The 20,505-nt window shown below is 72.9% G+C and carries 19 protein-coding genes and 1 tRNA gene; 5 read left to right on the forward strand and 15 right to left on the reverse strand.

Going from position 1 to position 20,505, the window contains the following annotated elements; translation table 11 throughout:
* Positions 1-298 precede the first annotated feature (298 nt).
* From ruvA to pgsA, 9 genes are all read right to left on the reverse strand, one after another.
* A complete protein-coding gene (ruvA, locus tag GPJ59_RS07485; RefSeq protein ID WP_219665663.1) occupies positions 299-931 on the reverse strand; it encodes a Holliday junction branch migration protein RuvA in 633 nt (210 codons plus the stop codon).
* Positions 928-1,464, reverse strand: a complete 537-nt coding sequence (gene ruvC / locus GPJ59_RS07490) for a crossover junction endodeoxyribonuclease RuvC (protein ID WP_219665664.1) — start codon at positions 1,462-1,464, stop codon at positions 928-930. The genes ruvA and ruvC overlap by 4 nt, the downstream gene beginning before the upstream one ends.
* 154 nt (positions 1,465-1,618) lie before the next feature.
* Positions 1,619-2,371 carry a YebC/PmpR family DNA-binding transcriptional regulator gene (locus GPJ59_RS07495; RefSeq protein ID WP_219665665.1) on the reverse strand — a complete coding sequence of 251 codons (753 nt, stop codon included), beginning with the start codon at positions 2,369-2,371 and terminating at the stop codon, positions 1,619-1,621.
* 57 nt (positions 2,372-2,428) lie between these two features.
* On the reverse strand, positions 2,429-3,022 hold the full coding sequence (pdxT, locus tag GPJ59_RS07500) for a pyridoxal 5'-phosphate synthase glutaminase subunit PdxT (RefSeq protein ID WP_219665666.1): 594 nt from the start codon (positions 3,020-3,022) through the stop codon (positions 2,429-2,431).
* A gap of 13 nt (positions 3,023-3,035) precedes the next feature.
* A complete protein-coding gene (gene pdxS, locus GPJ59_RS07505; protein ID WP_219665667.1) occupies positions 3,036-3,947 on the reverse strand; it encodes a pyridoxal 5'-phosphate synthase lyase subunit PdxS in 912 nt (303 codons plus the stop codon).
* 1,131 nt (positions 3,948-5,078) lie between these two features.
* Positions 5,079-5,618 carry a hypothetical protein gene (locus GPJ59_RS07510; RefSeq protein WP_219665668.1) on the reverse strand — a complete coding sequence of 180 codons (540 nt, stop codon included), beginning with the start codon at positions 5,616-5,618 and terminating at the stop codon, positions 5,079-5,081.
* A gap of 493 nt (positions 5,619-6,111) precedes the next feature.
* A complete protein-coding gene (locus tag GPJ59_RS07515; protein ID WP_219665669.1) occupies positions 6,112-7,278 on the reverse strand; it encodes a glycosyltransferase family 4 protein in 1,167 nt (388 codons plus the stop codon).
* Complete coding sequence (locus GPJ59_RS07520) at positions 7,275-8,180, reverse strand: phosphatidylinositol mannoside acyltransferase (protein ID WP_219665670.1); 906 nt, start codon at positions 8,178-8,180, stop codon at positions 7,275-7,277. Before GPJ59_RS07520 ends, GPJ59_RS07515 begins: the two co-directional genes overlap by 4 nt.
* A gap of 91 nt (positions 8,181-8,271) precedes the next feature.
* Positions 8,272-8,997 (reverse strand): phosphatidylinositol phosphate synthase, encoded by a 726-nt coding sequence (gene pgsA, locus GPJ59_RS07525; RefSeq protein ID WP_374200799.1) that lies wholly within the window; start codon positions 8,995-8,997, stop codon positions 8,272-8,274.
* 215 nt (positions 8,998-9,212) lie between these two features.
* Here pgsA and GPJ59_RS07530 point away from each other — a divergent pair, with 215 nt between their 5' ends.
* Both GPJ59_RS07530 and GPJ59_RS07535 read left to right on the forward strand, forming a co-directional pair.
* A complete protein-coding gene (locus GPJ59_RS07530) occupies positions 9,213-11,429 on the forward strand; it encodes an elongation factor G-like protein EF-G2 (RefSeq protein WP_219665680.1) in 2,217 nt (738 codons plus the stop codon).
* A gap of 113 nt (positions 11,430-11,542) precedes the next feature.
* Complete coding sequence (locus tag GPJ59_RS07535; RefSeq protein ID WP_219665672.1) at positions 11,543-13,210, forward strand: hypothetical protein; 1,668 nt, start codon at positions 11,543-11,545, stop codon at positions 13,208-13,210.
* 173 nt (positions 13,211-13,383) lie between these two features.
* On the opposite strand, the gene GPJ59_RS07540 is transcribed toward GPJ59_RS07535, so the two are convergent.
* Both GPJ59_RS07540 and thrS read right to left on the reverse strand, forming a co-directional pair.
* On the reverse strand, positions 13,384-13,944 hold the full coding sequence (locus GPJ59_RS07540; protein WP_219665673.1) for an HIT family protein: 561 nt from the start codon (positions 13,942-13,944) through the stop codon (positions 13,384-13,386).
* 69 nt (positions 13,945-14,013) lie between these two features.
* The gene (gene thrS, locus GPJ59_RS07545; protein ID WP_219665674.1) at positions 14,014-15,990 is read right to left on the reverse strand and encodes a threonine--tRNA ligase; all 1,977 of its coding nucleotides are present in this window, start codon (positions 15,988-15,990) and stop codon (positions 14,014-14,016) included.
* 177 nt (positions 15,991-16,167) lie between these two features.
* On the opposite strand from thrS, the gene GPJ59_RS07550 reads away from it, so the two are divergent.
* The gene (locus GPJ59_RS07550; RefSeq protein WP_219665675.1) at positions 16,168-16,719 is read left to right on the forward strand and encodes a GNAT family N-acetyltransferase; all 552 of its coding nucleotides are present in this window, start codon (positions 16,168-16,170) and stop codon (positions 16,717-16,719) included.
* Between the two features lie 22 nt (positions 16,720-16,741).
* On the opposite strand, the gene GPJ59_RS07555 is transcribed toward GPJ59_RS07550, so the two are convergent.
* On the reverse strand, positions 16,742-17,989 hold the full coding sequence (locus GPJ59_RS07555; RefSeq protein ID WP_219665676.1) for a hypothetical protein: 1,248 nt from the start codon (positions 17,987-17,989) through the stop codon (positions 16,742-16,744).
* Complete coding sequence (locus GPJ59_RS07560; protein WP_219665677.1) at positions 17,989-18,534, reverse strand: DUF4365 domain-containing protein; 546 nt, start codon at positions 18,532-18,534, stop codon at positions 17,989-17,991. The genes GPJ59_RS07555 and GPJ59_RS07560 overlap by 1 nt, the downstream gene beginning before the upstream one ends.
* Positions 18,535-18,771: 237 nt before the next feature.
* Between GPJ59_RS07560 and GPJ59_RS07565 the strand changes: the two genes are divergently transcribed.
* Positions 18,772-19,497 carry a 3'-5' exonuclease gene (locus tag GPJ59_RS07565; RefSeq protein WP_219665678.1) on the forward strand — a complete coding sequence of 242 codons (726 nt, stop codon included), beginning with the start codon at positions 18,772-18,774 and terminating at the stop codon, positions 19,495-19,497.
* Positions 19,498-19,565: 68 nt separating this feature from the next.
* Here GPJ59_RS07565 and GPJ59_RS07570 read toward each other — a convergent pair.
* Both GPJ59_RS07570 and GPJ59_RS07575 read right to left on the reverse strand, forming a co-directional pair.
* Positions 19,566-19,637, reverse strand: a tRNA-Val gene (locus GPJ59_RS07570).
* 38 nt (positions 19,638-19,675) lie between these two features.
* Positions 19,676-20,137: an SRPBCC family protein gene (locus GPJ59_RS07575; RefSeq protein WP_219665679.1), complete on the reverse strand. Its 462-nt coding sequence runs from the start codon at positions 20,135-20,137 to the stop codon at positions 19,676-19,678.
* 120 nt (positions 20,138-20,257) lie between these two features.
* Between GPJ59_RS07575 and GPJ59_RS07580 the strand changes: the two genes are divergently transcribed.
* On the forward strand, positions 20,258-20,505 hold a 248-nt coding region (locus tag GPJ59_RS07580; RefSeq protein ID WP_219665681.1), incomplete at its 3' end, for a hypothetical protein.

Genomic DNA, 20,505 nt, shown 5'->3' on the forward strand with positions numbered 1-20,505 from the left:
TCGTGCGGTGCGATGTCCTGTGCGGGCCGGGGCCCTGCTGTTCCAGCCCCTTCCCGTAACCGGGGCTCCGCCCCGGACCCCGTTCGGTGCGCTGCGCGCCCGGTGCGCTCAAACGCCGCGCGGGCTGGAATGTGCCGCTGCGCGGCATATCCAGCCCCGCCTGGGGGCACCTCCCAGCGGTAGCTGGGGGAGTTTGAGGCGCGGGGGTCCGGGGGCGGAGCCCCCGAAGCCGGGGTCCGGGGCGGAGCCCCGGTTACGGGAAGGGGCGGGGAGGGGAACAGCTCCGCGCAGCGGGGGGTCAGCGGGTGCGGTTCAGGGTCTGGAGGGCGGCTCGCAGGAGCTGGGGGACGGGGGCGGCGGCGCCGGAGGCGATGGCGGCCTCGGCCTGCGGAGTCACCGCGGTGACGGCCTCCTCCGCCTCGCGGGAGGCGTAGCCGAGCCCGATCAGGGCGGCGGAGAGCTGCTCCGTCCAGGGGGCGGGCCCGGCGGCGGCCGCCCGCTGGGCCCCGACCAGGGCTCCGGTGCCCCGGGGGGCGCCGAGCTTGTCCTTCAGCTCCAGCAGCAGCTTCTGCGCGCCCTTCTTGCCGATGCCGGGTACGGCGGTCAGCGCCTTCTCGTCGCCGGTGGACACGGCCAGGCGCAGGGCGTCGGGGCTGTGCACGCCGAGCATGGCCTGGGCGAGGCGGGGGCCGACGCCGCTGGCGGTCTGCAGCAGTTCGAAGACCTGGCGCTCGTCGTCGTCGGCGAAGCCGTAGAGGGTGAGCGAGTCCTCACGGACGACGAGGGAGGTGGCGAGCCGGGCCGGCTCGCCCAGCCGCAGGGCGGCGATGGTGTTCGGGGTGCACTGGACGGCCATGCCCACTCCCCCGACCTCGATCACGGCGGTGGTGGGGGCGAGCGCGGCGACCGGGCCGGTCACGAAGGCGATCATCGGGTGCGGCCTTTCGCTGCGGAGGCGTGCTGGGCGGCCGCCTGCTGGAGGCGGTTCATGGCGGGGGCCCGCCAGATGTGGCAGATGGCGAGCGCGAGGGCGTCCGCCGCGTCGGCCGGCTTCGGCGGGGCGGACAGCCGCAGCAGCCGGGTCACCATGGCCCCGACCTGCGCCTTGTCGGCCCGGCCGGTGCCGGTGACGGCGGCCTTGACCTCGCTGGGGGTGTGCAGGACGACCGGTATGCCGCGCCGGGCCGCGCAGAGCATGGCCACCGCGCTGGCCTGGGCGGTGCCCATGACCGTGCGTACGTTGTGCTGGCTGAACACGCGCTCCACGGCGACGACTTCGGGCCGGTGCTCGTCCAGCCAGGCCTCCAGCCCGGCCTCGACGGCGACCAGCCGCAGCGCGGTGTCCGCGTCGGCCGGGGTGCGGACGACGCCCACCCCGAGCATGGTCAGGGGGCGGCCGGCGACCCCCTCGACCACGCCGACTCCGCACCGGGTCAGACCGGGGTCCACCCCGAGAACGCGCACCGAACCCCTCCCAGCCGCTCGTGACCTGCTTGCGCCCGCCAGACTAATCGGTGCCTGTGACAATGCGGTGCCTGTGACAACGCGACGGGCCGACGGGGTGTGTCCCCGTCGGCCCGTCGTGCGAAGCCGGGTCAGCAGCCGGTCGGCAGCCCCATCAGGCGTCGACCTTCTCCATGATCTCGTCCGAGACGTCGAAGTTGGCGAAGACGTTCTGCACGTCGTCGCTGTCCTCCAGCGCGTCGATCAGCTTGAACATCTTGCGCGCGCCCTCCTCGTCCAGCTCGACCTGCATGGTCGGGACGAAGCTGGACTCGGCGGAGTCGTAGTCGATTCCGGCGTCCTGGAGCGCGGTGCGGACCGCGACCAGGTCGGTGGACTCGCTGATGATCTCGAAGTTCTCACCGAGGTCGTTGACCTCCTCGGCGCCGGCCTCCAGGACCGTCTCGAGGACGTCGTCCTCGGTCAGCTCGCCCTTGGGGAGCACGACGACGCCCTTGCGGTTGAACAGGTACGAGACCGAGCCCGGGTCGGCCATGGAGCCGCCGTTGCGGGTCATGGCGACGCGCACGTCGGAGGCGGCGCGGTTGCGGTTGTCGGTGAGGCACTCGATGAGCACCGCGACACCGTTCGGGCCGTAGCCCTCGTACATGATCGTCGCGTAGTCGACGCCGCCGGCCTCGAGACCGCCGCCGCGCTTGACCGCGGAGTCGATGTTCTTGTTCGGGACCGAGCTCTTCTTGGCCTTCTGGATGGCGTCGAAGAGGGTCGGGTTGCCGTCCGGGTCGGCACCGCCCGTACGGGCCGCGACCTCGATGTTCTTGATCAGCTTCGCGAAGAGCTTGCCGCGCTTGGCATCGATCACGGCCTTCTTGTGCTTCGTCGTAGCCCATTTAGAGTGGCCGGACATCTGCCTGTCTCCTTCGCGTCACCAACAGTGTTTCGCCTCGATCCTACCGGGACGAGGTCATGCGCTTGCGCGCACCATGTCCACGAAGTACGCGTGCACGCGCTCGTCGCCGGTCAGTTCGGGGTGGAACGACGTGGCAAGCACGTTGCCCTGGCGCACGGCGACCACGTGGCCCTCGTACTCGGCGAGGACCTCCGCGGAGGCCCCGACCGACTCGACCCACGGGGCGCGGATGAACACGCCCTCGACGGGGCCGCCGTCGATGCCCGCGAAGTCGATCTTCGCCTCGAAGGACTCGTTCTGGCGGCCGAAGGCGTTGCGGCGCACGATCATGTCGACGCCGCCCAGGGTCTCCTGGTCCTCGCGGCCGTCCAGGATCTTGTCGGCGAGCATGATCATGCCGGCGCAGGTGCCGTAGACCGGCATGCCGGCGCGCACGCGCTCACGCAGCGGCTCCAGCATGCCGAACAGGACGGCGAGCTTCGACATGGTCGTGGACTCGCCGCCGGGGATGACGAGGGCGTCGACCTCGGCGAGCTCCTCGGGGCGCCGGACCGGCCTGGCCACGGCGTCCGCCGAGGCCAGGGCGATCAGGTGCTCCCGGACGTCGCCCTGGAGGGCCAGGACGCCGATGACGGGGGGGTTGTTCATCTCGGGTGACGCCTTACCAGCCGCGATTGGCGTAGCGCTCGGCCTCGGGCAGGGTGTCGCAGTTGATGCCGACCATGGCCTCGCCCAGGTTGCGGGAGGCGTCCGCGATGACCTTCGGGTCGTCGAAGAAGGTGGTGGCCTTCACGATGGCGGCGGCGCGCTTGGCCGGGTCGCCCGACTTGAAGATGCCGGAGCCGACGAAGACGCCCTCGGCGCCGAGCTGGCGCATCAGCGCGGCGTCGGCCGGGGTGGCCACGCCACCGGCGGAGAACAGCACGACCGGGAGCTTGCCGAGCTCGGCGACCTCCTTGACGAGCTCGTACGGGGCGCGCAGCTCCTTGGCGGCGGCGTACAGCTCGTTGTGGTCCAGGGCGCGCAGCTGGCCGATCTCGTTCTTGATCTGGCGCAGGTGGCGGACGGCCTCGACGACGTTGCCGGTGCCGGCCTCGCCCTTGGAGCGGATCATGGCCGCGCCCTCGGCGATGCGGCGCAGGGCCTCGCCCAGGTTGGTGGCGCCGCAGACGAAGGGGGTGGTGAAGGCCCACTTGTCGGAGTGGTTGACCTCGTCGGCCGGGGTGAGGACCTCGGACTCGTCGATGTAGTCGACGCCGAGGGACTGCAGCACCTGGGCCTCGACGAAGTGGCCGATGCGGGACTTGGCCATGACCGGGATGGAGACCGCGCCGATGATCTCCTCGATCATGTTCGGGTCGGACATCCGCGCCACGCCGCCGTCCTTGCGGATGTCGGCGGGAACCCGCTCCAGCGCCATGACGGCCACGGCGCCGGCGTCCTCGGCGATCTTCGCCTGCTCGGCGTTGACGACATCCATGATCACGCCGCCCTTGAGCTGCTCGGCCATACCGCGCTTGACGCGGGCGGTGCCGATCTCGGGGGCCTGGGGGGTGGTGGGAAGCGTGCTCACGGGGTGACCTCACTCGAAAGGAAGACGGGTGCTGCAGTGGTACTCGCCAGAGGAAACCGTCCCCGACCAGTCCACTGCAAGGGCCAATATGGAGCCGGTGGCTCCTTTCGAGTTGGCCTCGAGGTACAAGACGCGCATTGCGGCGGACGTGTTAGGGCCGGCCGGGACGGGTGTGGGCCTGGCCACGCGGCCCAGGGCCGGGGGCACGCGGACGGCGCGTGGACCGTCACGGCCGGTCCGCCGGGGTACGCGGGCGACCGCGGGACCCCGGGCCCGCCAGTGCGCCGACGGCGCGTGACCTGTTACAGCCAGTCCTCCACGTACGCGGACGGCTCGCGGCCCGCTACGGCCGGTGGCCAGGTGCGCCGACGGCTCGTGGGCCGTCACGGCCGGGTACGCGAACGGCACGTGGACCGTCACGGCCGGGCGGCCAGGTGCGCCGACGGGGCGCGTGGCCGCACGGCCAGTCGGCCGGATACGCCGGCGGCGCGCAACCCCTCACACCCGGTCCGCCTGGCACGCTGACGGCCGGCGGCCCGCTACGGCCGGTCGGGCGGGTACGCCGACAGCTCGCAGCCGTCACACCTGGTCCGCCGGGTACGTGGGCAGCTCCTGGCCGGTCAGGCCAGTCCGCCGGGTACACAGACGGCCCTCGGCACTTCACGCCGGTCCGCCAGGCACGCAGGCGGCCCACGGCCCGCTACCGCCCGTCGGGCGGGTACGCCGACAGCTCGCGGCCGTCGCGCCTGGTCCGCCGGGTACGTGGGCAGCTCCTGGCCGGTCAGGCCAGTCCGCCGGGTAGGCAGGCGTCTCTCGGCCCGTCACGCCCGGTCCGCCAGGCGCGCGGGCGGCCGACGGCCCGCTCCAGCTGGTCAACCGGTACACCCGACAGCTTGCGGCCCCTCACGGCCAGTCGGCCAGGTGCGCCACCGGCACGCAACCCGTCACGCCCGGTCCGCCGGGGCCGGGGACGGCCGCGCGGCCCGCTACGGCCGGTCGACCGGGTACGCCGGCCGCTCGCGGCCCGTCGCGTCCGGCCCGGTCCGACAGGTACGCAGGGCAGCTCGCAGCTCGCAGCTCGCGGCTCGTCGCAGTCGGTCGGCCGGGGCACGCGGGCGGCCGTGGCGGGGGCTACGGCCGGTCCGCCAGGTATGCCGGTGGCTCGTCGTCCATCTCGAAGGCCAGGGGGAACGGGGCGTGGCCGGCCAGCCGGAACCAGCGGACCTTGCGGTGGCGGCGCAGCGCGCGGGCCGCCCGTACGGCGTCGTTGTGGAACCGCCGGGCCATCGGCACCCGGCGCACGGCCGCGGCCAGCTCCTCCGCGGCCTGCTCGCCGCCCGGGGCGTGCTTGAGCTCCTCGACCTGGTCGGCGTCAGCGAAGACGGCGCGCAGCGCCTGGCTGAGCTCGCTCTCGGCGACCTCCCGCTGCTCCTCCTCGGCCTGGCGGGCGGCGTGGGCGGCCTCGTAGAGCACGATGGAGGACGCCGGGTCGAGCACGCCGGAGGTCGCCACCTCCAGCACCACCGAGGCGCGGCGCAGCAGTTGCGCGTCGAGGGCGGCGCGGGCGGCGTCCATCCGGGTGTGCAACCGGTCGAGCCGGCCGGCGGTCCAGCTGAGGTACACCCCGACGACACCGAGCACGAGGGCGACCCAGACAAGCGTTTCGATCACGCCGGCCGACACTACCGGTTCCCGTGGGGGCCGCACCCAGGAGCCCCGTCCCCGGCCGGGGACCAGCACCGGCGTCCCGCCGGACCGGGCACCCCACCCGCACCACCGGCCCACCCGTGCGGGCCGGTTCGGCGGGCCCCGGCCCGCATGGGTGGGGCCGGAGTACGCGGCTCGGGGCCGCGTCCGAGGGTACGGCCGGACCGGCCCGGGCTCCGTTACGGGGCCGGGCAAGGCCGAGCGGAAGGTAACGGCCCGAAGTGAAGCCGGAGGACACGGCCCGGGACCGGGCCGGGCACGGCCGCGTCATGTGGCCTGGCGGGCCCGGGCGAACCGGGGACGACACCGACCCCGGCGGGAGCCGGAGGACGCGGCTCTGGACCGGGCCCGGGCCCGGCGTGGGCAAGGCCGGGCAAGGTCGGGCGAGGGGCAAGGCCGGGCAGGCCCCGGGCAGGGTCCGGCGGGGCCGAGCCGGGCGAAGCCGGCCCAGGCCCCGTTACGGTGTCCGGCCGCCCAGGCCCAGGCGGGCTCGCAAGCCGTGGCGTTCGTCCGTGGCGACCGCGGAGGCGCCGTCCGTGACCGTTTCGTACACCGCCAGGATGTCCGCCCCGACCGTCGACCAGTCGAAGCGGCGCACGTGCGCCGACCCGGCCCGGCTCAGCTCCGCCCGCCGCTCCGGCGACCGCAGCAGCGCGACCGCTGCCGCGGCCAGCGCGTCCGGGTCCTCGTTCGCGAACAGCTCGCCCGCCTTGCCGTGGTCCAGCACCTGCGCGAACGCGTCCAGGTCGGAGGCCAGCACCGCCGCCCCCGCCGACAGCGCCTCGACCAGGATGATGCCGAAGCTCTCGCCGCCCGTGTTGGGCGCGACGTACACGTCCACGCTGCGCAGCAGCCGCGCCTTGTCCTCGTCCGAGACCATCCCCAGGAACGTCACCTGGGAGCGGAGCTCCGGCGGCAGGGAGGCGACGGCCTCCTCCTCGTCGCCGCGCCCCGCGACCAGCAGCCGCACGCCCGGGCAGGCCTCCGCGATCCTCGGGAAGGCGGCCATCAGCACCGGCAGGCCCTTGCGCGGTTCGTCGATCCGTCCGATGAACCCCAGCGTCAGGCCGCTCCACTGCGGATTCGGCTCCGCGGAGGCGAAGAAGTCCACGTCCACGCCGTTGGGGATGACGACGGCGTCCCCGCCCAGGTGCTCCACCAGCGTGCGCCGCGCGTACTCGCTCACCGCGATCCGCGCGCTGATCTTCTCCAGCGCCGGCTGGAGGATCGGGTACGCCGCGATCATCGCGCGCGAGCGCGGGTTGGACGTGTGGAACGTCGCCACGATCGGCCCCTGCGCCGCCCAGCAGGACAGCAGCCCCAGCGACGGCGACGCCGGCTCGTGGATGTGGATCACGTCGAACGTGCCCTCGTGCAGCCACCTGCGCACCCGGGCCGCCGAGAGGAAGCCGAAGTTCAGCCGGGCCACCGAGCCGTTGTAGGGCACCGGCACCGCGCGGCCCGCCGAGACGACGTACGGCGGCAGCGGGGTCTCGTCGTCGGCCGGGGCGAGCACCGACACCTCGTGGCCGAGCCCGATCAGGTGCTCCGCCAGGTCCCGGATGTGGAACTGCACCCCGCCGGGCACGTCCCACGAGTACGGGCACACAATGCCGATCTTCACCGGGACCGCTCCTCCAGGTCCGCCAGCCACAGCCGCTGCAGCATGTGCCAGTCCTCCGGGTGCTCGGCGATCCCCGCGGCGAACACGTCGGCCACCGCCTGCGTCATCGCTGCCGTCTTCTCCGTCCGCGTCCCCGTCTGCGGCACCTCCACCGGCTCGTGGATGCGCCCCCTCATCACCGGCGCCCCGTCGTACCAGAGGGTCACCGGCAGCAGCACCGCCCCGGTCTGCTGCGCCAGCAGCGCCGGACCGGCCGGCATCCGGGCCGTCGAGCCGAAGAAGTCCACCTCGACCCCCGACGCGGACAGGTCCCGGTCGGCGACCAGGCAGATCAGCCCGCCCGACCGCAGCCGCCGCGCCAGCACCCCGAACGCGGCGCCGCCGCTGTGCGGCAGCACCTCCATGCCCAGGCTCTCGCGGTAGGCCACGAACCGGTCGAACAGGCTCTCCGGCTTCAGCCTCTCGGCCACCGTCGTGAACGGAACCCCCAGGTAGGAGGTCACCCAGGCACCCGCCAGGTCCCAGTTGGCCAGGTGCGGCAGCGCGACGATCACACCGCGGCCGGAGGCCACCGCGTCCCGCAGCCGCTGCTCGCCCTCGATCCGGACCTCGTCGCCGAACCGTTTCGGGTCCATCGTCGGCAGCCGGAAGGACTCCATCCAGTACCGCATGTACGAGCGCATGCCCGCCCGGGACAGCTCCCGCAGCCGCGCCGCGTCCGCCCCCGGCACCACCCGGGCCAGGTTCGACTCCAGCCGCCGTACGCTCGCGCCCCGGCGCTTCCAGACCTGGTCGGCCACCGTCCGGCCGAGCGCCACCGCCGCCGGCTCCGGCAGCTTCTTCACCCCGGCCCAGCCGAGCCCGTACAGCCCGTCGGTGAGCCGGTCCTTGACCCCCGCCATCAGTCCTCGTCCCCCGCCGTCAGTGCGTCCCGGACCCCCGCCATCGGTGCGTCCCGGACCCCCGCCGCCAGTGCGTCCCGCGCCCCCGCCATCAGTGCGACCCGCTTCCCGGCGCCGCGGCCCCGTCCGCCGCGTCCGCCTCCGCCGCCTCCCGGCGCACGGTCACCACGCGCTGGATCAGCGTCACCAGCGAACCGACCGCCACCAGCCACAGCGCCACCGGCAGCAGCACGCCGATCCACGACGGCACGCCGAAGGTCTGCAGGCCCGACAGCCCGGCCGCGACCAGCGTGAGCACGAGCCGCTCGGCCCGCTCCACCAGCCCGTTCACGGCCACCGGCAGGCCGATCGATTCGCCGCGCGCCTTCGTGTACGACACCACCTGGCCGCTGGCCAGGCAGAAGATCGACACCGCGCACAGCACGTTGTCGTCGCCCAGACCGGCGTACCACAGCGCCAGGCCGCCGAAGATCGCCGCGTCCGCCACCCGGTCCAGCGTGGAGTCCAGGAACGCGCCCCACCGGCTCGACACCCCGGCCTGCCGGGCCATGTTGCCGTCGACCAGGTCGGAGAAGACGAACAGGGTGATCGTGATCGTGCCCCAGAAGAACTCTCCCCGGGGGAAGAAGACCAGCGCACCCGCCACCACTCCGGCCGTGCCGATCAGGGTGACCGCATCCGGGCTCACCCCCCGCCGGAGCAGAAACGCGGCGAACGGTGTGAGGACACGCGTGAAGAATGCACGCGCGTACTTGTTCAGCATGGCCTTCCCGGAGGTTCGCTGCCGCGCGGCCCCGTCGGCCGCCGGCTGGCCCATCGTAGCCAGCGCCCCGGCGGCATCGGGGCGCGCACCCACCGGTTCGTGCCCCAGGCGTGCCGCACACACCCCGTGAGCGATTCCCGGCCGGGCGGCGACGCCCGCCCGTACGCCGCCCGTACGCCGCCCGTACGCCGTATGGACGGAGCATGGCGCCGGTGCAAAGCTCGAAGGACCTCATCCTCCTCACCGTTGCAACGGGAGGCACGAGCATCATGGGCGACAAAGCACAACAAGCCGGAGCCGCCGGCAGGGCACTGACGGTCGACCGCCCCACCTCCATACGGAACGTGGTGCTGGTCGGCCACAGCGGAGCGGGCAAGACGACACTGGTCGAGGCCCTGGCCCTGACCTCCGGGGCCGTGAACCGGGCCGGCCGGGTCGAGGACGGCACCTCCGTCTCCGACTACGACGAGACCGAGCACCGCCAGCAGCGGTCGGTCCAGCTCTCGCTCGTCCCCGTCGAATGGGACGGCATCAAGATCAACATACTGGACACCCCCGGATACGCCGACTTCGTCGGAGAACTCAGGGCCGGTCTGCGCGCCGCGGACGCGGCCCTGTTCGTCGTCTCGGCCGCCGAGGGCGCCGACGGACTCGCGGGCGCCACCCGCACCGTCTGGGACGAGTGCGAGGCCGTCGGCATGCCCCGCGCGATCGTCGTCACCCATTTGGAGGCATCCCGGGCCGACTACGCACAGATGGCCACCGTGTGCGGAGAGCTCTTCGGCGCCGACGACCCCGACGCCGTCCTCCCCCTCTACCTCCCGCTCTACGGTCCCCCCGGCCCCGACGGCCACCGCCCGGTCGCCGGCCTCCTCGGCCTGCTCTCCCAGCGGGTCTACGACTACACCTCCGGCTCCCGCGTCGAACGCGACCCCGACGCGGCCGAACTCGCCGTCATCACACAGGCCCGCTCCCGGCTCATCGAGGGGATCATCGCCGAGAGCGAGGACGAGACCCTCATGGACCGCTACCTCGGCGGCGAGGACGTCGACGTCACCACACTCGTCGACGACCTCGAACGCGCCGTGGCCCGCGGCACCTTCCACCCGGTCCTCATGGCCGCGCCCACCACGAACGGCGGCCGCCAGGGCCTGGGCACCGTCGAACTCCTCGAACTGATCACCGGCGGCTTCCCCACCCCCCTCGAACACCCGGCACCCGCCGTCACCACCCCCGCCGGCGCCGCCCGGCCCGCCGTCGACTGCGACCCCGACGGCCCCCTGGTCGCCGAGGTCGTCAAGACCTCCTCCGACCCCTACGTCGGCCGGGTCTCCCTCGTCCGCGTCTTCTCCGGCACCCTGCGCCCCGACGAGACCGTGCACGTCTCCGGCCACGGCCTCACCGACCCCGGCCACGAGGAACAGCACGACCTGCACGAGGCCGACGAACGCGTCGGCACCCTCAGCGCCCCCTTCGGCAAGCAGCAGCGCCCCCTGGGCCGGGTCATCGCCGGCGACATCGCCTGTGTCGCCAAACTCACCCGCGCCGAGACCGGAGACACCCTCTCCGCCAAGGACAGCCCGCTCCTGATGGAGCCCTGGAGCATGCCCGACCCGCTGCTCCCCGTCGCCATCGAGGCCCACAGCAAGGCCGACGAGGACAAACTCGGCCAGGGCCTGGCCCGGCTCGTCGCCGAGGACCCGACCATGCGGCTGGAGCAGAACCCCCACACCCACCAGATCGTCCTGTGGTGCCTCGGCGAGGCCCACCGCGACGTCGCCCTCGAACGCCTGCGCACCCGCTACGGCGTCCAGGTCGACCCCGTCCCCCACAAGGTCAGCCTGCGCGAGACCTTCGGCGCACCGGCCGCGGGCCGCGGCCGGCACGTCAAGCAGTCCGGCGGCCACGGCCAGTACGCCATCTGCGAGATCGACGTCGAACCCCTGCCCCCCGGCAGCGGCATCGAGTTCGTCGACAAGGTCGTCGGCGGATCCGTCCCCCGGCAGTTCATCCCCTCCGTCGAGAAGGGCGTACGCACCCAGGCCGCCAAGGGCGTCGCCGCCGGCTACCCCCTGGTAGACGTACGCATCACCCTCCGCGACGGCAAGGCCCACTCGGTGGACTCCTCCGACGCCGCCTTCCAGACCGCCGGCGCCCTCGCCCTGCGCGAGGCCGCCGCCGAGGCCCGCATCCACCTCCTGGAACCCGTCGCCGAACTCACCGTCATGATCCCCGACGGCCACGTCGGACCGGTCATGAGCGACCTCGCCGGCCGCCGCGGCCGCGTCATCGGCACCGAACAGGTGGGCAGCGGACGCACCCTGGTCCGCGCCGAGATCCCCGAGATCGAGATCGACCGGTACGCCGTCGACCTGCGCTCCGTCTCCCACGGCACCGGCCGGTTCAGCCGCACCTACCTGCGGCACGAACCGATGCCGCCCCAGCTGGCGGACAAGATTCGCGAACAGGCGGAGAAGGGAACCTAGTTGTCATAGCGTAGGAACCGGCCGCCCACCCAACCCGCTTGCGGTGGGCGGCATTTCCCTGTCCCATGAACCATGGGCGGGGGTCAGCACACAGCACGACAGGTGGGGGCGAGATGGCGGACGACGGATTCGACTTCAGTCCGGGGGCACAGATCCCCATCCAGGGCGGCGGCGGACAGACCGTGGCGACCAACGCGCTCGCCTCGGTCGCCTACCGCGACGGCGCCAGCGACACCACGCTCGACAAGATCACCGGCGCCGACAACGAGTACCACAAGTCCACCGTCAAGAAGGGCAAGCTCTCCCTCTTCGCCCCCAGCCTCGGCGAGGCCTACAGCCGCGCCGTCGAGGCCCGGCTGCTCGGCGCGGCCCGCAAACCCCTGATCCAGTCCTTCGGCGCCGACCCCCAGACCGTCGTCGAGCACTGCCTCGCCGCCTCCCGCATCCGCAAGGAACGCGACCGCAAGCTCCGCTGGATCACCCTCGTCTGCGGAGTGGCCTTCCTCCCGGGCCTGCTCCTGTGGCTCGGCCTCTTCCAGCTCCGCAAGACCCTCGCCAAGAGCGAGGGCAAGCACAGCTCCTGGATCGGCACCGCCGTGCTCGTCGGCATCGCCCTGATCGCCACCGTGGCGATGTTCCGGCTGCCGTACACCGGCTTCTGGGGCTACTACCTGCGCGGCATGATCATCGCCCCGGCGCTCGGCTGGTTCCTGTCCCGCCGGATCTGCGAGAGCACCATCGTCGACCTGCGCGCCCGCTGGGAGGCCCTGCTCTCCGGCGGCGGCGTCCCCGCCAAGATCCCCGAGGCGGTCCCCGGGAACCCGGGCGACAAGGCGGCCGAGGAGCTCCGCCACCAGCTGGCCAAGCTCACCGCCGAGGACCGCAGCAACGCCGTCTTCTACGCCGGCCCCAAGGGAATACTGGGCATGGGCACCCGCTGGGGCAGCTGGCAGATGGCCGAGGAGCTCGTCCCCAAGGAAGGTCTCGCCGAGATCCACCCCTTCCGCAGCTGGGACGTCGCGCGCGCCATCCACGACCAGCTGAACCAGATCCACCGCGGCCCGCTGCACACCGGCGGCCTCCCCGCCCCCGAGATCACCCACTGGATCGTCACCCCGGTCGGCGAGGGCGCCGCGGAAGTGGCCCGGCCCACCGGCGACGGCGTGCACGACTTCCAGGTCAAGCCGCACGAGATCACCCGGATCTGCAACGAGCAGCAGTTCGGCCCCGGGAACCGCCACTACCTCGGCATCCAGTGGTCCCTGTGGGACGGCCAGCTGGTGATCACGATGATGGTCACGGTCACCGTGCTCCACGAGACCCTCCGCATCGAGGTCACCGGCCACGCCCTGGGCCCCCTGCACGGGCTGTTCACCACCAAGCCCGAACCCGACAAGGTCGAGGTGCCCAAGACCATCCGGTTCTGGGAGACCACCGAACGCATCCTGCCGGTCTGCAAGACCGAAGAGGTCGTACGCCTCATGGTGCGCGCCCCGCTCACCTGGTACCCGCCGCTGCTGGAGTGGCTCGGCGGCAAGCTGATCCTGCCCGAGCCGTTCGGCCTCCGGCACGTCTGGGCCGGCTCGATGTGGCGGCACCGCTTCATGGCGGACGACGTGATGCGCGCCGCGACCCCCGTCCTACGGGTGGTGCACGCGGCCGCGATCGGGGTCCTGGAGCAGAACGGCGTGGACACGGAGAAGTTCACCGGCCGCTCGTCGGTGGTCAGCGGCCTCGTCCAGGACCCCGCCCCGCGCAAGGCGGACGTCTACGACGCCTAAGCGCTCCGCTGGACGTGCGGTGATGAAACCGCGGGCCGGTGGGGGCTGGTCGCTCCCCCAAGTTCTCGGCTGCGCTCGAACAGGGGGGACCCCCATCGCGGCGGAGCCGCATATGCGGACAGCCCCGCGCCCCTGACGGGGCGCGGTACCGCACCGGACTTCGCTGAGCCCGCTTAGTCGGAGGGCCAGGCGTCGGCGAGCATCTGGCGGGTGTCGGCGAGGAGCTGGGGCAGGACGCGGGTGTGCCCGACGACGGGCATGAAGTTCGCGTCCCCGCCCCAGCGCGGCACGATGTGCTGGTGCAGGTGAGCGGCGATGCCGGCGCCGGCTGCGACCCCCTGGTTGAGCCCGATGTTGAAGCCGTGCGCACCCGAGGCCTTGCGCAGCGCGACCATGGCCCGCTTGGTGAAGTCCGCGACCTCGGCCGTCTCCGCACCGTCGAGGTCGGTGTAGTCGGCGACGTGCCGGTACGGGACGACGAGGGTGTGGCCGCCGTTGTAGGGGTACAGGTTGAGCACCGCGTACACGTGCCTGCCGCGGGCCACGACCAGCCCGTCCTCGTCGGCCATCTCCGGGATCCCGCAGAAGGGGCAGCCGTCGCCGGCCTCCGGGCCGGTGGGCTTGTTCTCGCCCTGGATGTACGCCATCCGATGGGGGGTCCACAGGCGCTGGAACGCGTCCTGCGTACCCACACCGTTCTGCTGCACCGGCTCACTCGTCATGCCTTGCAGCATATGACCTTGCCGGTCGGTACGAGGAAGGCCCCCGGGAAGTGATCACTTCCCGGGGGCCCGCCGTCACGGTCAGACCTGGACGCGGTCCTCGACGACCTTGACCAGCTTGGCCAGCGCCTCGGCCTTGGGGATGCCGTTCTCCTGCGAACCGTCGCGGTAGCGGAAGGAGACCGTGCCCGCGGCCATGTCCTCGTCACCGACGATGATCATGAACGGGACCTTCTGCTTCTGCCAGGTCCGGATCTTCTTCTGCATCCGGTCCGAGGAGGCGTCCACCTCGACCCGCAGGCCCTTCTTCTTCGCCTCGGCGGCGAACTCCTGCAGGTACTCCACGTGCGCGTCGCCGATCGGGATGCCGACCGCCTGCACCGGGGCCAGCCACGGCGGCATGGCGCCCGCGTAGTGCTCCAGCAGCACGGCGAAGAACCGCTCGATGGAGCCGAACAGCGCGCGGTGGATCATGACCGGCCGCTGGCGCGAGCCGTCCGCCGCGGTGTACTCCAGGTCGAAACGCTCGGGGAGGTTGAAGTCGAGCTGGACGGTCGACATCTGCCAGGTGCGGCCGATGGCGTCGCGCGCCTGCACGGAGATCTTCGGGCCGTAGAACGCCGCGCCGCCCGGGTCGGGGGTCAGCGGCAGGCCCTGCTTCTCGGCGACCTGCTGGAGTACCGCGGTGGCCTCCTCCCAGACCTCGTCCGAGCCGACGAACTTGGTCTCGTCCTTGGTGGACAGCTCCAGGTAGAAGTCGGTCAGACCGTAGTCGCGCAGCAGGTTCAGCACGAAGGTGAGGGTGCGGTCGAGCTCCTCGGCCATCTGCTCACGGGTGCAGTAGATGTGCGCGTCGTCCTGGGTGAAGCCGCGGGCCCGGGTCAGGCCGTGGACCACGCCGGACTTCTCGTACCGGTACACGGTGCCGAACTCGAACAGGCGCAGCGGCAGCTCCCGGTAGGAGCGCCCGCGCGCGTCGAAGATCAGGTTGTGCATCGGGCAGTTCATGGGCTTGAGGTAGTAGTCGGTACCACCGTCGAGCTGCATGGGGGGGTACATGCCCTCCGCGTACCAGTCCAGGTGACCGCTCTTCTCGAAGAGGGCGCCCTTGGTGGCGTGCGGCGAGTAGACGAACTCGTAGCCCTCCTCCTCGTGCCGGCGGCGCGAGTAGTCCTCCATGGTGCGGCGGATGATGCCGCCCTTGGGGTGGAAGACCGCCAGACCCGAACCGATCTCGTCCGGGATGGAGAAGAGGTCGAGCTCGTTGCCGAGCTTGCGGTGGTCGCGCTTCTCGGCCTCGGCGAGGAAGTCCAGGTGCGCCTTCAGCTCGTCCTTCGACGGCCAGGCGGTGCCGTAGATGCGCTGGAGCTGCTTGTTCTTCTCGCTGCCTCGCCAGTACGCCGAGGCGTTGCGCATCAGCTTGAACGCCGGAATGTTCCGGGTGCTGGGCAGATGCGGACCACGGCACAGGTCGCGCCAGCACAGCTCGCCCGTCTTCGCGTCCAGGTTGTCGTAGATGGTCAGCTCGCCGGCGCCGACCTCGACGTTCGCGCCGTCGTCGGTGGAGGCCGAGCCCTTGATGCCGATGAGCTCCAGCTTGTACGGCTCGTCCGCGAGCTCCTCGCGGGCGGCCTCGTCGGTGACGACGCGGCGGGCGAACTTCTGCCCCCGCTTCTGGATCTCCTGCATCTTCTTCTCGATGGCCTTCAGGTCATCGGGGGTGAAGGGCTTGGCGACGTCGAAGTCGTAGTAGAAGCCGTCCCGGACCGGCGGGCCGATGCCCAGCTTGGCCTCGGGGAAGAGCTCCTGCACGGCCTGGGCCATGACGTGCGCGGTCGAGTGACGCAGGATGTTCAGGCCGTCCTCGGAGGAGATCTCCACCGGCTCGACGGTCTCGCCGTCCTTGACCTCGTACGACAGGTCCTTCAGCTCGCCGGCCACGCGGGCGGCGATGACGGTGCGCTCGCCGGGGAAGAGGTCCGCCGCCGTGGTGCCCGTGGTCACCACGCGCTCTTCCCGCTCGGAATCGCGTTGGATGATCACACGGACGTCTGACACCGGTCTCTCCTGAACTGTCGGGGTGCCGCAGTGGTCACTGCGCGCGTGTGAATCGTACCGAGCCGGGGTGCCCGCCCGCGAAACGGATATCCGGTCGCACACGATCGCGGCCGGTGGTTAGCGTGACGGCCGTCCGAGCCGCCGGAGGCGGCCACGGCCCGCGAAGGGACCTGCCGCATGTCCGACCTGCCCACCGCGCCCCCTGTGCGCGTACGCCCGCTCGACCTCGCCGAGGACGCCACCGCGGAGGCCGTGCACCGGATCGGCCGTGCCGCCTACGCCGTGGAGGCCGGCCTGATCGGCTTCGACGGGATACCGGCGCTGCGCGAGAGCCTGGCGGAGCTGCGGGCGCGGCCGCTGCACTGGCTGGGCGCGGTGACCGGGGGCGGGGAGATCACGGGCGGGGAGATCGCGGGCGGGGAGATCGCGGGCGGGGAGATCGCGGGCGGGGAGATCGCGGGATTCCTCGCGTGGGAGGAGGACCCGGCTGGCGGCGGCGTGTGCGTGGACCGGCTGTGCGTGGACCCCGGCTGGTTCCGCAGGGGCGTCGCCGGCGCGCTGGTCGGTCGCCTGCTGGCCGAGGTGCCGCCGGGCCGGACCGTCTCGGTCACGACGGGTGCGCGGAACACGCCCGCCGTCGCTCTCTACGAGCGGCTGGGGTTCGCGCGGGGCGCGGACTTCTCGCCGGTCGCCGGTCTCGTGATGGCCTCCTTCGTCCGCCGCGTCTGAACGCTCGCGTTCCCCGTCGGCCTCAGTCGTCCGACGGGAGGATCTCCGAGGAGTCGGAGGAGTCGAAGGCCTCGTGGAGGGTCTTCATCAGGCGGTCGCGTTCGACCTCGTCCAGGGCGACGGGGGTGACGGCCGAGGCGTCGGTCAGGCGGCGGAAGCCCCCGCGGCGCTGGAGGCGGCCGGTGAGCCGGACCGGGAGGCCGGTGAGGTGGGCGTGGCCGGCGGTGCGGTAGGCGTCCTCGTCGAGGGCGGCGCGTACGGAGGGGACGTCCGCGCCGGACAGCACGCGCAGCCGGACGGTGCCCCCGCTGCCGGTGGCCGAGCGGCGCATGCGGACCACGGTGCCGGTGACGGTGACGGGGACGGCGGGTTCGCCGCGGGTGTAGCGGGCGGCGGCTTCGCGGAGCACGGGGAGGTCGCCCGGGGAGAAGTCGACGGGTTCGGGGCGGGCCGCGCAGCCGGCGGGGGTGCCGGCGGCGGGGGCCCAGGCGAGGGCGACGCGGGCGCCTTCGGAGCCGTGGACGAGGGCGATCAGGGCCTCGGCGAGCTCGCGGCTGACGCCTGCCTCGACGGCGGCGTCGAAGGCCTCCATGCCGCCGGTCGCGCGCCGGTAGTCGACGGCCTCGCGGGCGGCGTGCAGGGCGTGGTGGAGCCGGGCGACGGTGCCCCGGCCGCCGTCGACGGGCACGTAGGCGGTGAGCCGGCCGCGGCCGGGGGCGGGTCCCACGAGTACGCCGTCCAGGGCGCGTTCGGCGTGGCCGCGGTGGCGGGCGCCGTGGTAGCCGACGCGGGCGCGCTCGGCGAGGGCGGCGGCGAGGAGCAGTTGGCGGGCGGCGGAGCGGAGCTGCTCCTGCACGCTCCAGGCGGCGTCGCCGCGGGGGCCGTAGGGCCGGCCCTCGGGGGCCTCGCGGAGGTAGTGGACCTCGTCGCTGGGTACGGACAGCCCGAACAGCACCTCGCGGGCCGAGGGCAGGCCGCAGTGCGCGAGCGCGGCCAGGGCCTCCTCCAGCAGGTCGGCGCAGTCGGGGAAGGCGCGGGTCTCGGGGACGAGGAGGCTGGTGCCGGTGCGGCCGGGCGGGGTCCAGCGGCCGTAGCGTCCGGCGGGGCCGCCGCGCCGCTGCCAGCCGTGCCGGCGCAGCAGCGCGCCGAGGACGGCGGGGTCGACCCGGGCGGCGTCGGGGACGGCGGGGCCGGCGTCGAGGCCGGCGTCCGGGCCGGGGCCGGGGGCGGTGAGGGCGGGCTGCGGTGGTTGCGGGTTCGGCCAGTGCATCAGGGTGTCCCTCCCGACCCGACCCGGGTCATGATCTCGCACAGCGCCCGGTCGTCGAAGATCCGCGTGGTCGGGATCCGTACGGTGGTCCGGCGCCGGCCGGTCACGGGGTGCCCGGCGAGGTTGGTCCAGTAGCAGCAGTGCCGCAGGTCGAGCCGGTCGTGGCCGGCGTTCAGCCAGTGCTCGCGCTCGCGCGGCACGAGCATGACCACGAGGATCTTGTGCACGGCGACCGGGGTCCGGGCGAGCTTCACCAGGTGCTCGTTGTCGAGGGTGAAGGCGAAGGTGGGGCCGGGCGGGCGGGGCGGGGTCTGGTAGGTGGCCTTCAGCTGCACCTTGACGGTGACCTCGTCGTCGACGGTGTGCTCGGGTGCTCCGTGGCTGACGTGCCAGTCGATGCCGTTGTCCGGGAAGGGCTGCGAGAGCGAGCAGCCGGCCGCCGCGGCGACGGCGTGCAGGTACGCCACCTGGAGGGTCTCCATGCAGGCGGTGGTGGCGAGGGTGCCGCGCAGCACCTCGCCCGGTTCGGGCTGCGTCAGGGCCATGGCTCCCCGTGCCTTCCAGGCCGGCTTGGGGGCGTGGTGACGTCCGATCACCTGTGCGGTCCCCCAGGGGAGTTGTCTCCGATCCCGGCGGCCCGCAAACGGCGTAGCGGGCAAACTGCGCGGGTATCACCGGTTCGGGCAGTCCCCCAGCCACCACCGGGTGGGGGTGGTGCCCCCGGCGCGGCTGGCCGCGGGGGTGCGGGGCGCCATCTGCCGATCGGGGACGAGGAGTTCGCCATGTCGCGCTGGTACGAGGGCCCGCTGGCCTCATTCGACACGGAGACCACCGGGGTGGACGTCGAGCAGGACCGGATCGTGTCCGCCGCGCTCGTCGTGCAGGAGTGCGCGGGCGGCCGGGTCCGCGCGACGCGCTGGCTGGTCAATCCGGGCATACCGGTGCCCGAGGGTGCCACGCAGGTGCACGGTCTGACGGACGAGCACCTCCAGCGGCACGGGCGCTGGCCGGCGCCGGTCGTGGAGGAGATTGCGCGGGCGCTGGCCGAGCAGCAGCTGGCGGGCCGTCCGGTGGTGGTGATGAACGCGCCGTTCGATCTGACGCTGCTGGACCGGGAGTTGCGCCGGCACCGGGCGTCGACGCTTGCGAGGTATCTGGACAACAGGCCGCTGACGGTGCTGGATCCGCGGGTGCTGGACAAGCACCTGGACCGCTACCGCAAGGGCCGGCGGACGCTGACGGACCTGTGCGCTCACTACGGGATAGAGCTGGCGGAGGCGCACGACGCGGCGGCGGACGCGCTGGCTTCGCTGGAGGTGGTGCGGGCGGTGGGGCGGCGGTTCGCGGCGCGGCTGGAGCGGCTGACGCCGGCGGAGCTGCACACGTTGCAGGCGGTGTGGCACGCGGCGCAGGCGCGGGGGCTGCAGGCCTGGTTCGCCCGCAACGGGTCGGAGGAGGCGGTGGATCCGCACTGGCCGCTGCGCCCGGAGCTGCCGGCCGCCGCGTGACGCCCACCTATGAATGCCCGTGACATGCGGAAGGCCGGTCCGTCGTCAGACGGACCGGCCTGTCCCGGTGGGCGATACTGGGATCGAACCAGTGACCCCTTCGGTGTGAACGAAGTGCTCTCCCGCTGAGCTAATCGCCCGGGAACGGACTGAACCATACAGGGATCGTCGGGGTGGTTCAAACCGCTTCCTGCCGCCCCGCCAGATGAGCGGTCAGTCCGCGCCGTCCGGCCCGCATCATCAGGGCGTGGTTGAGCCGGAAGACGGGCCGGCCGGGCACGGCGAGCCGGCGCATCAGCGGCTTGCGGACCTCCACCTCCTGCTCGTACAGGGCCCGGGTGCCGCGGCCGCCGTGCGGGCGGACGGTCCAGCGGGCCCAGCCGTCGAGGTCGCCGCGCAGGGCGGCCTCCAGCACCCCGCGGGCCGGGTCGTGCAGCAGCTCGGTGAGGGTGACGTGGAGCTCGTACGGCAGGAAGGAGCGGAAGCGGGCGCTGCCGGTGCGGTCGTCGAGGCGGGCGACGCGGCGCACCTGGGGCCACCACCGCGGGTATTCCTCGGCGCTCGCCAGGGCGGCGTAGACCCGGGCGGGCGGGGCGGGGATGTCCCAGACGCTGCGGAAGCGGTAGTGGTTCCAGTCCATGTCCCCAGTCTGGCCCGGTGCGGGGCGGGGCATGCGCTCGTACTCAGGTGCGGCACCCAGGTACGGGATGAGTACCCGCGCCCATGTCCTGGTCGCGTGACCGGCAGCACACTGCGCCGTATGGACAACATATTGCCGCCGGCCGAGGAGCTGGCGCTCGTCGACCGTGAACTGGCGTGGCTGGACGCCCGTCGGATGCAGTTGCTCAGGCGCCGGGAGTGGCTGGTGCGCACACTGACGGCTCCGGTGCCGGCGGTGTGGGCTCCGCCGGGACAGGCCGGGGGCGCGGCGGCGGGGCGGGGGGGGGGGCCGGCGGGGGGGGGGGGGGCGGCGGGTTCTTTTACCCACTTGTCCCTCGTCCCCGGCTC

The sequence above is a fragment of the Streptomyces bambusae genome (genome assembly GCF_019400985.1).
GTDB lineage: Bacteria > Actinomycetota > Actinomycetes > Streptomycetales > Streptomycetaceae > Streptomyces > Streptomyces bambusae_A.

Bases quoted from the DNA above. Each gene is read 5' to 3' on its own strand.
- ruvA (WP_219665663.1), bottom strand. From the start codon at position 931: ATGATCGCCTTCGTGACCGGCCCGGTCGCCGCGCTCGCCCCCACCACC.
- GPJ59_RS07495 (WP_219665665.1), bottom strand. From the start codon at position 2,371: ATGTCCGGCCACTCTAAATGGGCTACGACGAAGCACAAGAAGGCCGTG.
- pdxT (WP_219665666.1), bottom strand. From the start codon at position 3,022: ATGAACAACCCCCCCGTCATCGGCGTCCTGGCCCTCCAGGGCGACGTC.
- GPJ59_RS07520 (WP_219665670.1), bottom strand. From the start codon at position 8,180: ATGGCGGGGGTCAAGGACCGGCTCACCGACGGGCTGTACGGGCTCGGC.
- pgsA (WP_374200799.1), bottom strand. From the start codon at position 8,997: ATGGGCCAGCCGGCGGCCGACGGGGCCGCGCGGCAGCGAACCTCCGGG.
- GPJ59_RS07530 (WP_219665680.1), top strand. From the start codon at position 9,213: ATGGGCGACAAAGCACAACAAGCCGGAGCCGCCGGCAGGGCACTGACG.
- GPJ59_RS07535 (WP_219665672.1), top strand. From the start codon at position 11,543: ATGGCGGACGACGGATTCGACTTCAGTCCGGGGGCACAGATCCCCATC.
- GPJ59_RS07540 (WP_219665673.1), bottom strand. From the start codon at position 13,944: ATGCTGCAAGGCATGACGAGTGAGCCGGTGCAGCAGAACGGTGTGGGT.
- GPJ59_RS07550 (WP_219665675.1), top strand. From the start codon at position 16,168: ATGTCCGACCTGCCCACCGCGCCCCCTGTGCGCGTACGCCCGCTCGAC.
- GPJ59_RS07555 (WP_219665676.1), bottom strand. From the start codon at position 17,989: ATGCACTGGCCGAACCCGCAACCACCGCAGCCCGCCCTCACCGCCCCC.
- GPJ59_RS07560 (WP_219665677.1), bottom strand. From the start codon at position 18,534: ATGGCCCTGACGCAGCCCGAACCGGGCGAGGTGCTGCGCGGCACCCTC.
- GPJ59_RS07565 (WP_219665678.1), top strand. From the start codon at position 18,772: ATGTCGCGCTGGTACGAGGGCCCGCTGGCCTCATTCGACACGGAGACC.
- GPJ59_RS07575 (WP_219665679.1), bottom strand. From the start codon at position 20,137: ATGGACTGGAACCACTACCGCTTCCGCAGCGTCTGGGACATCCCCGCC.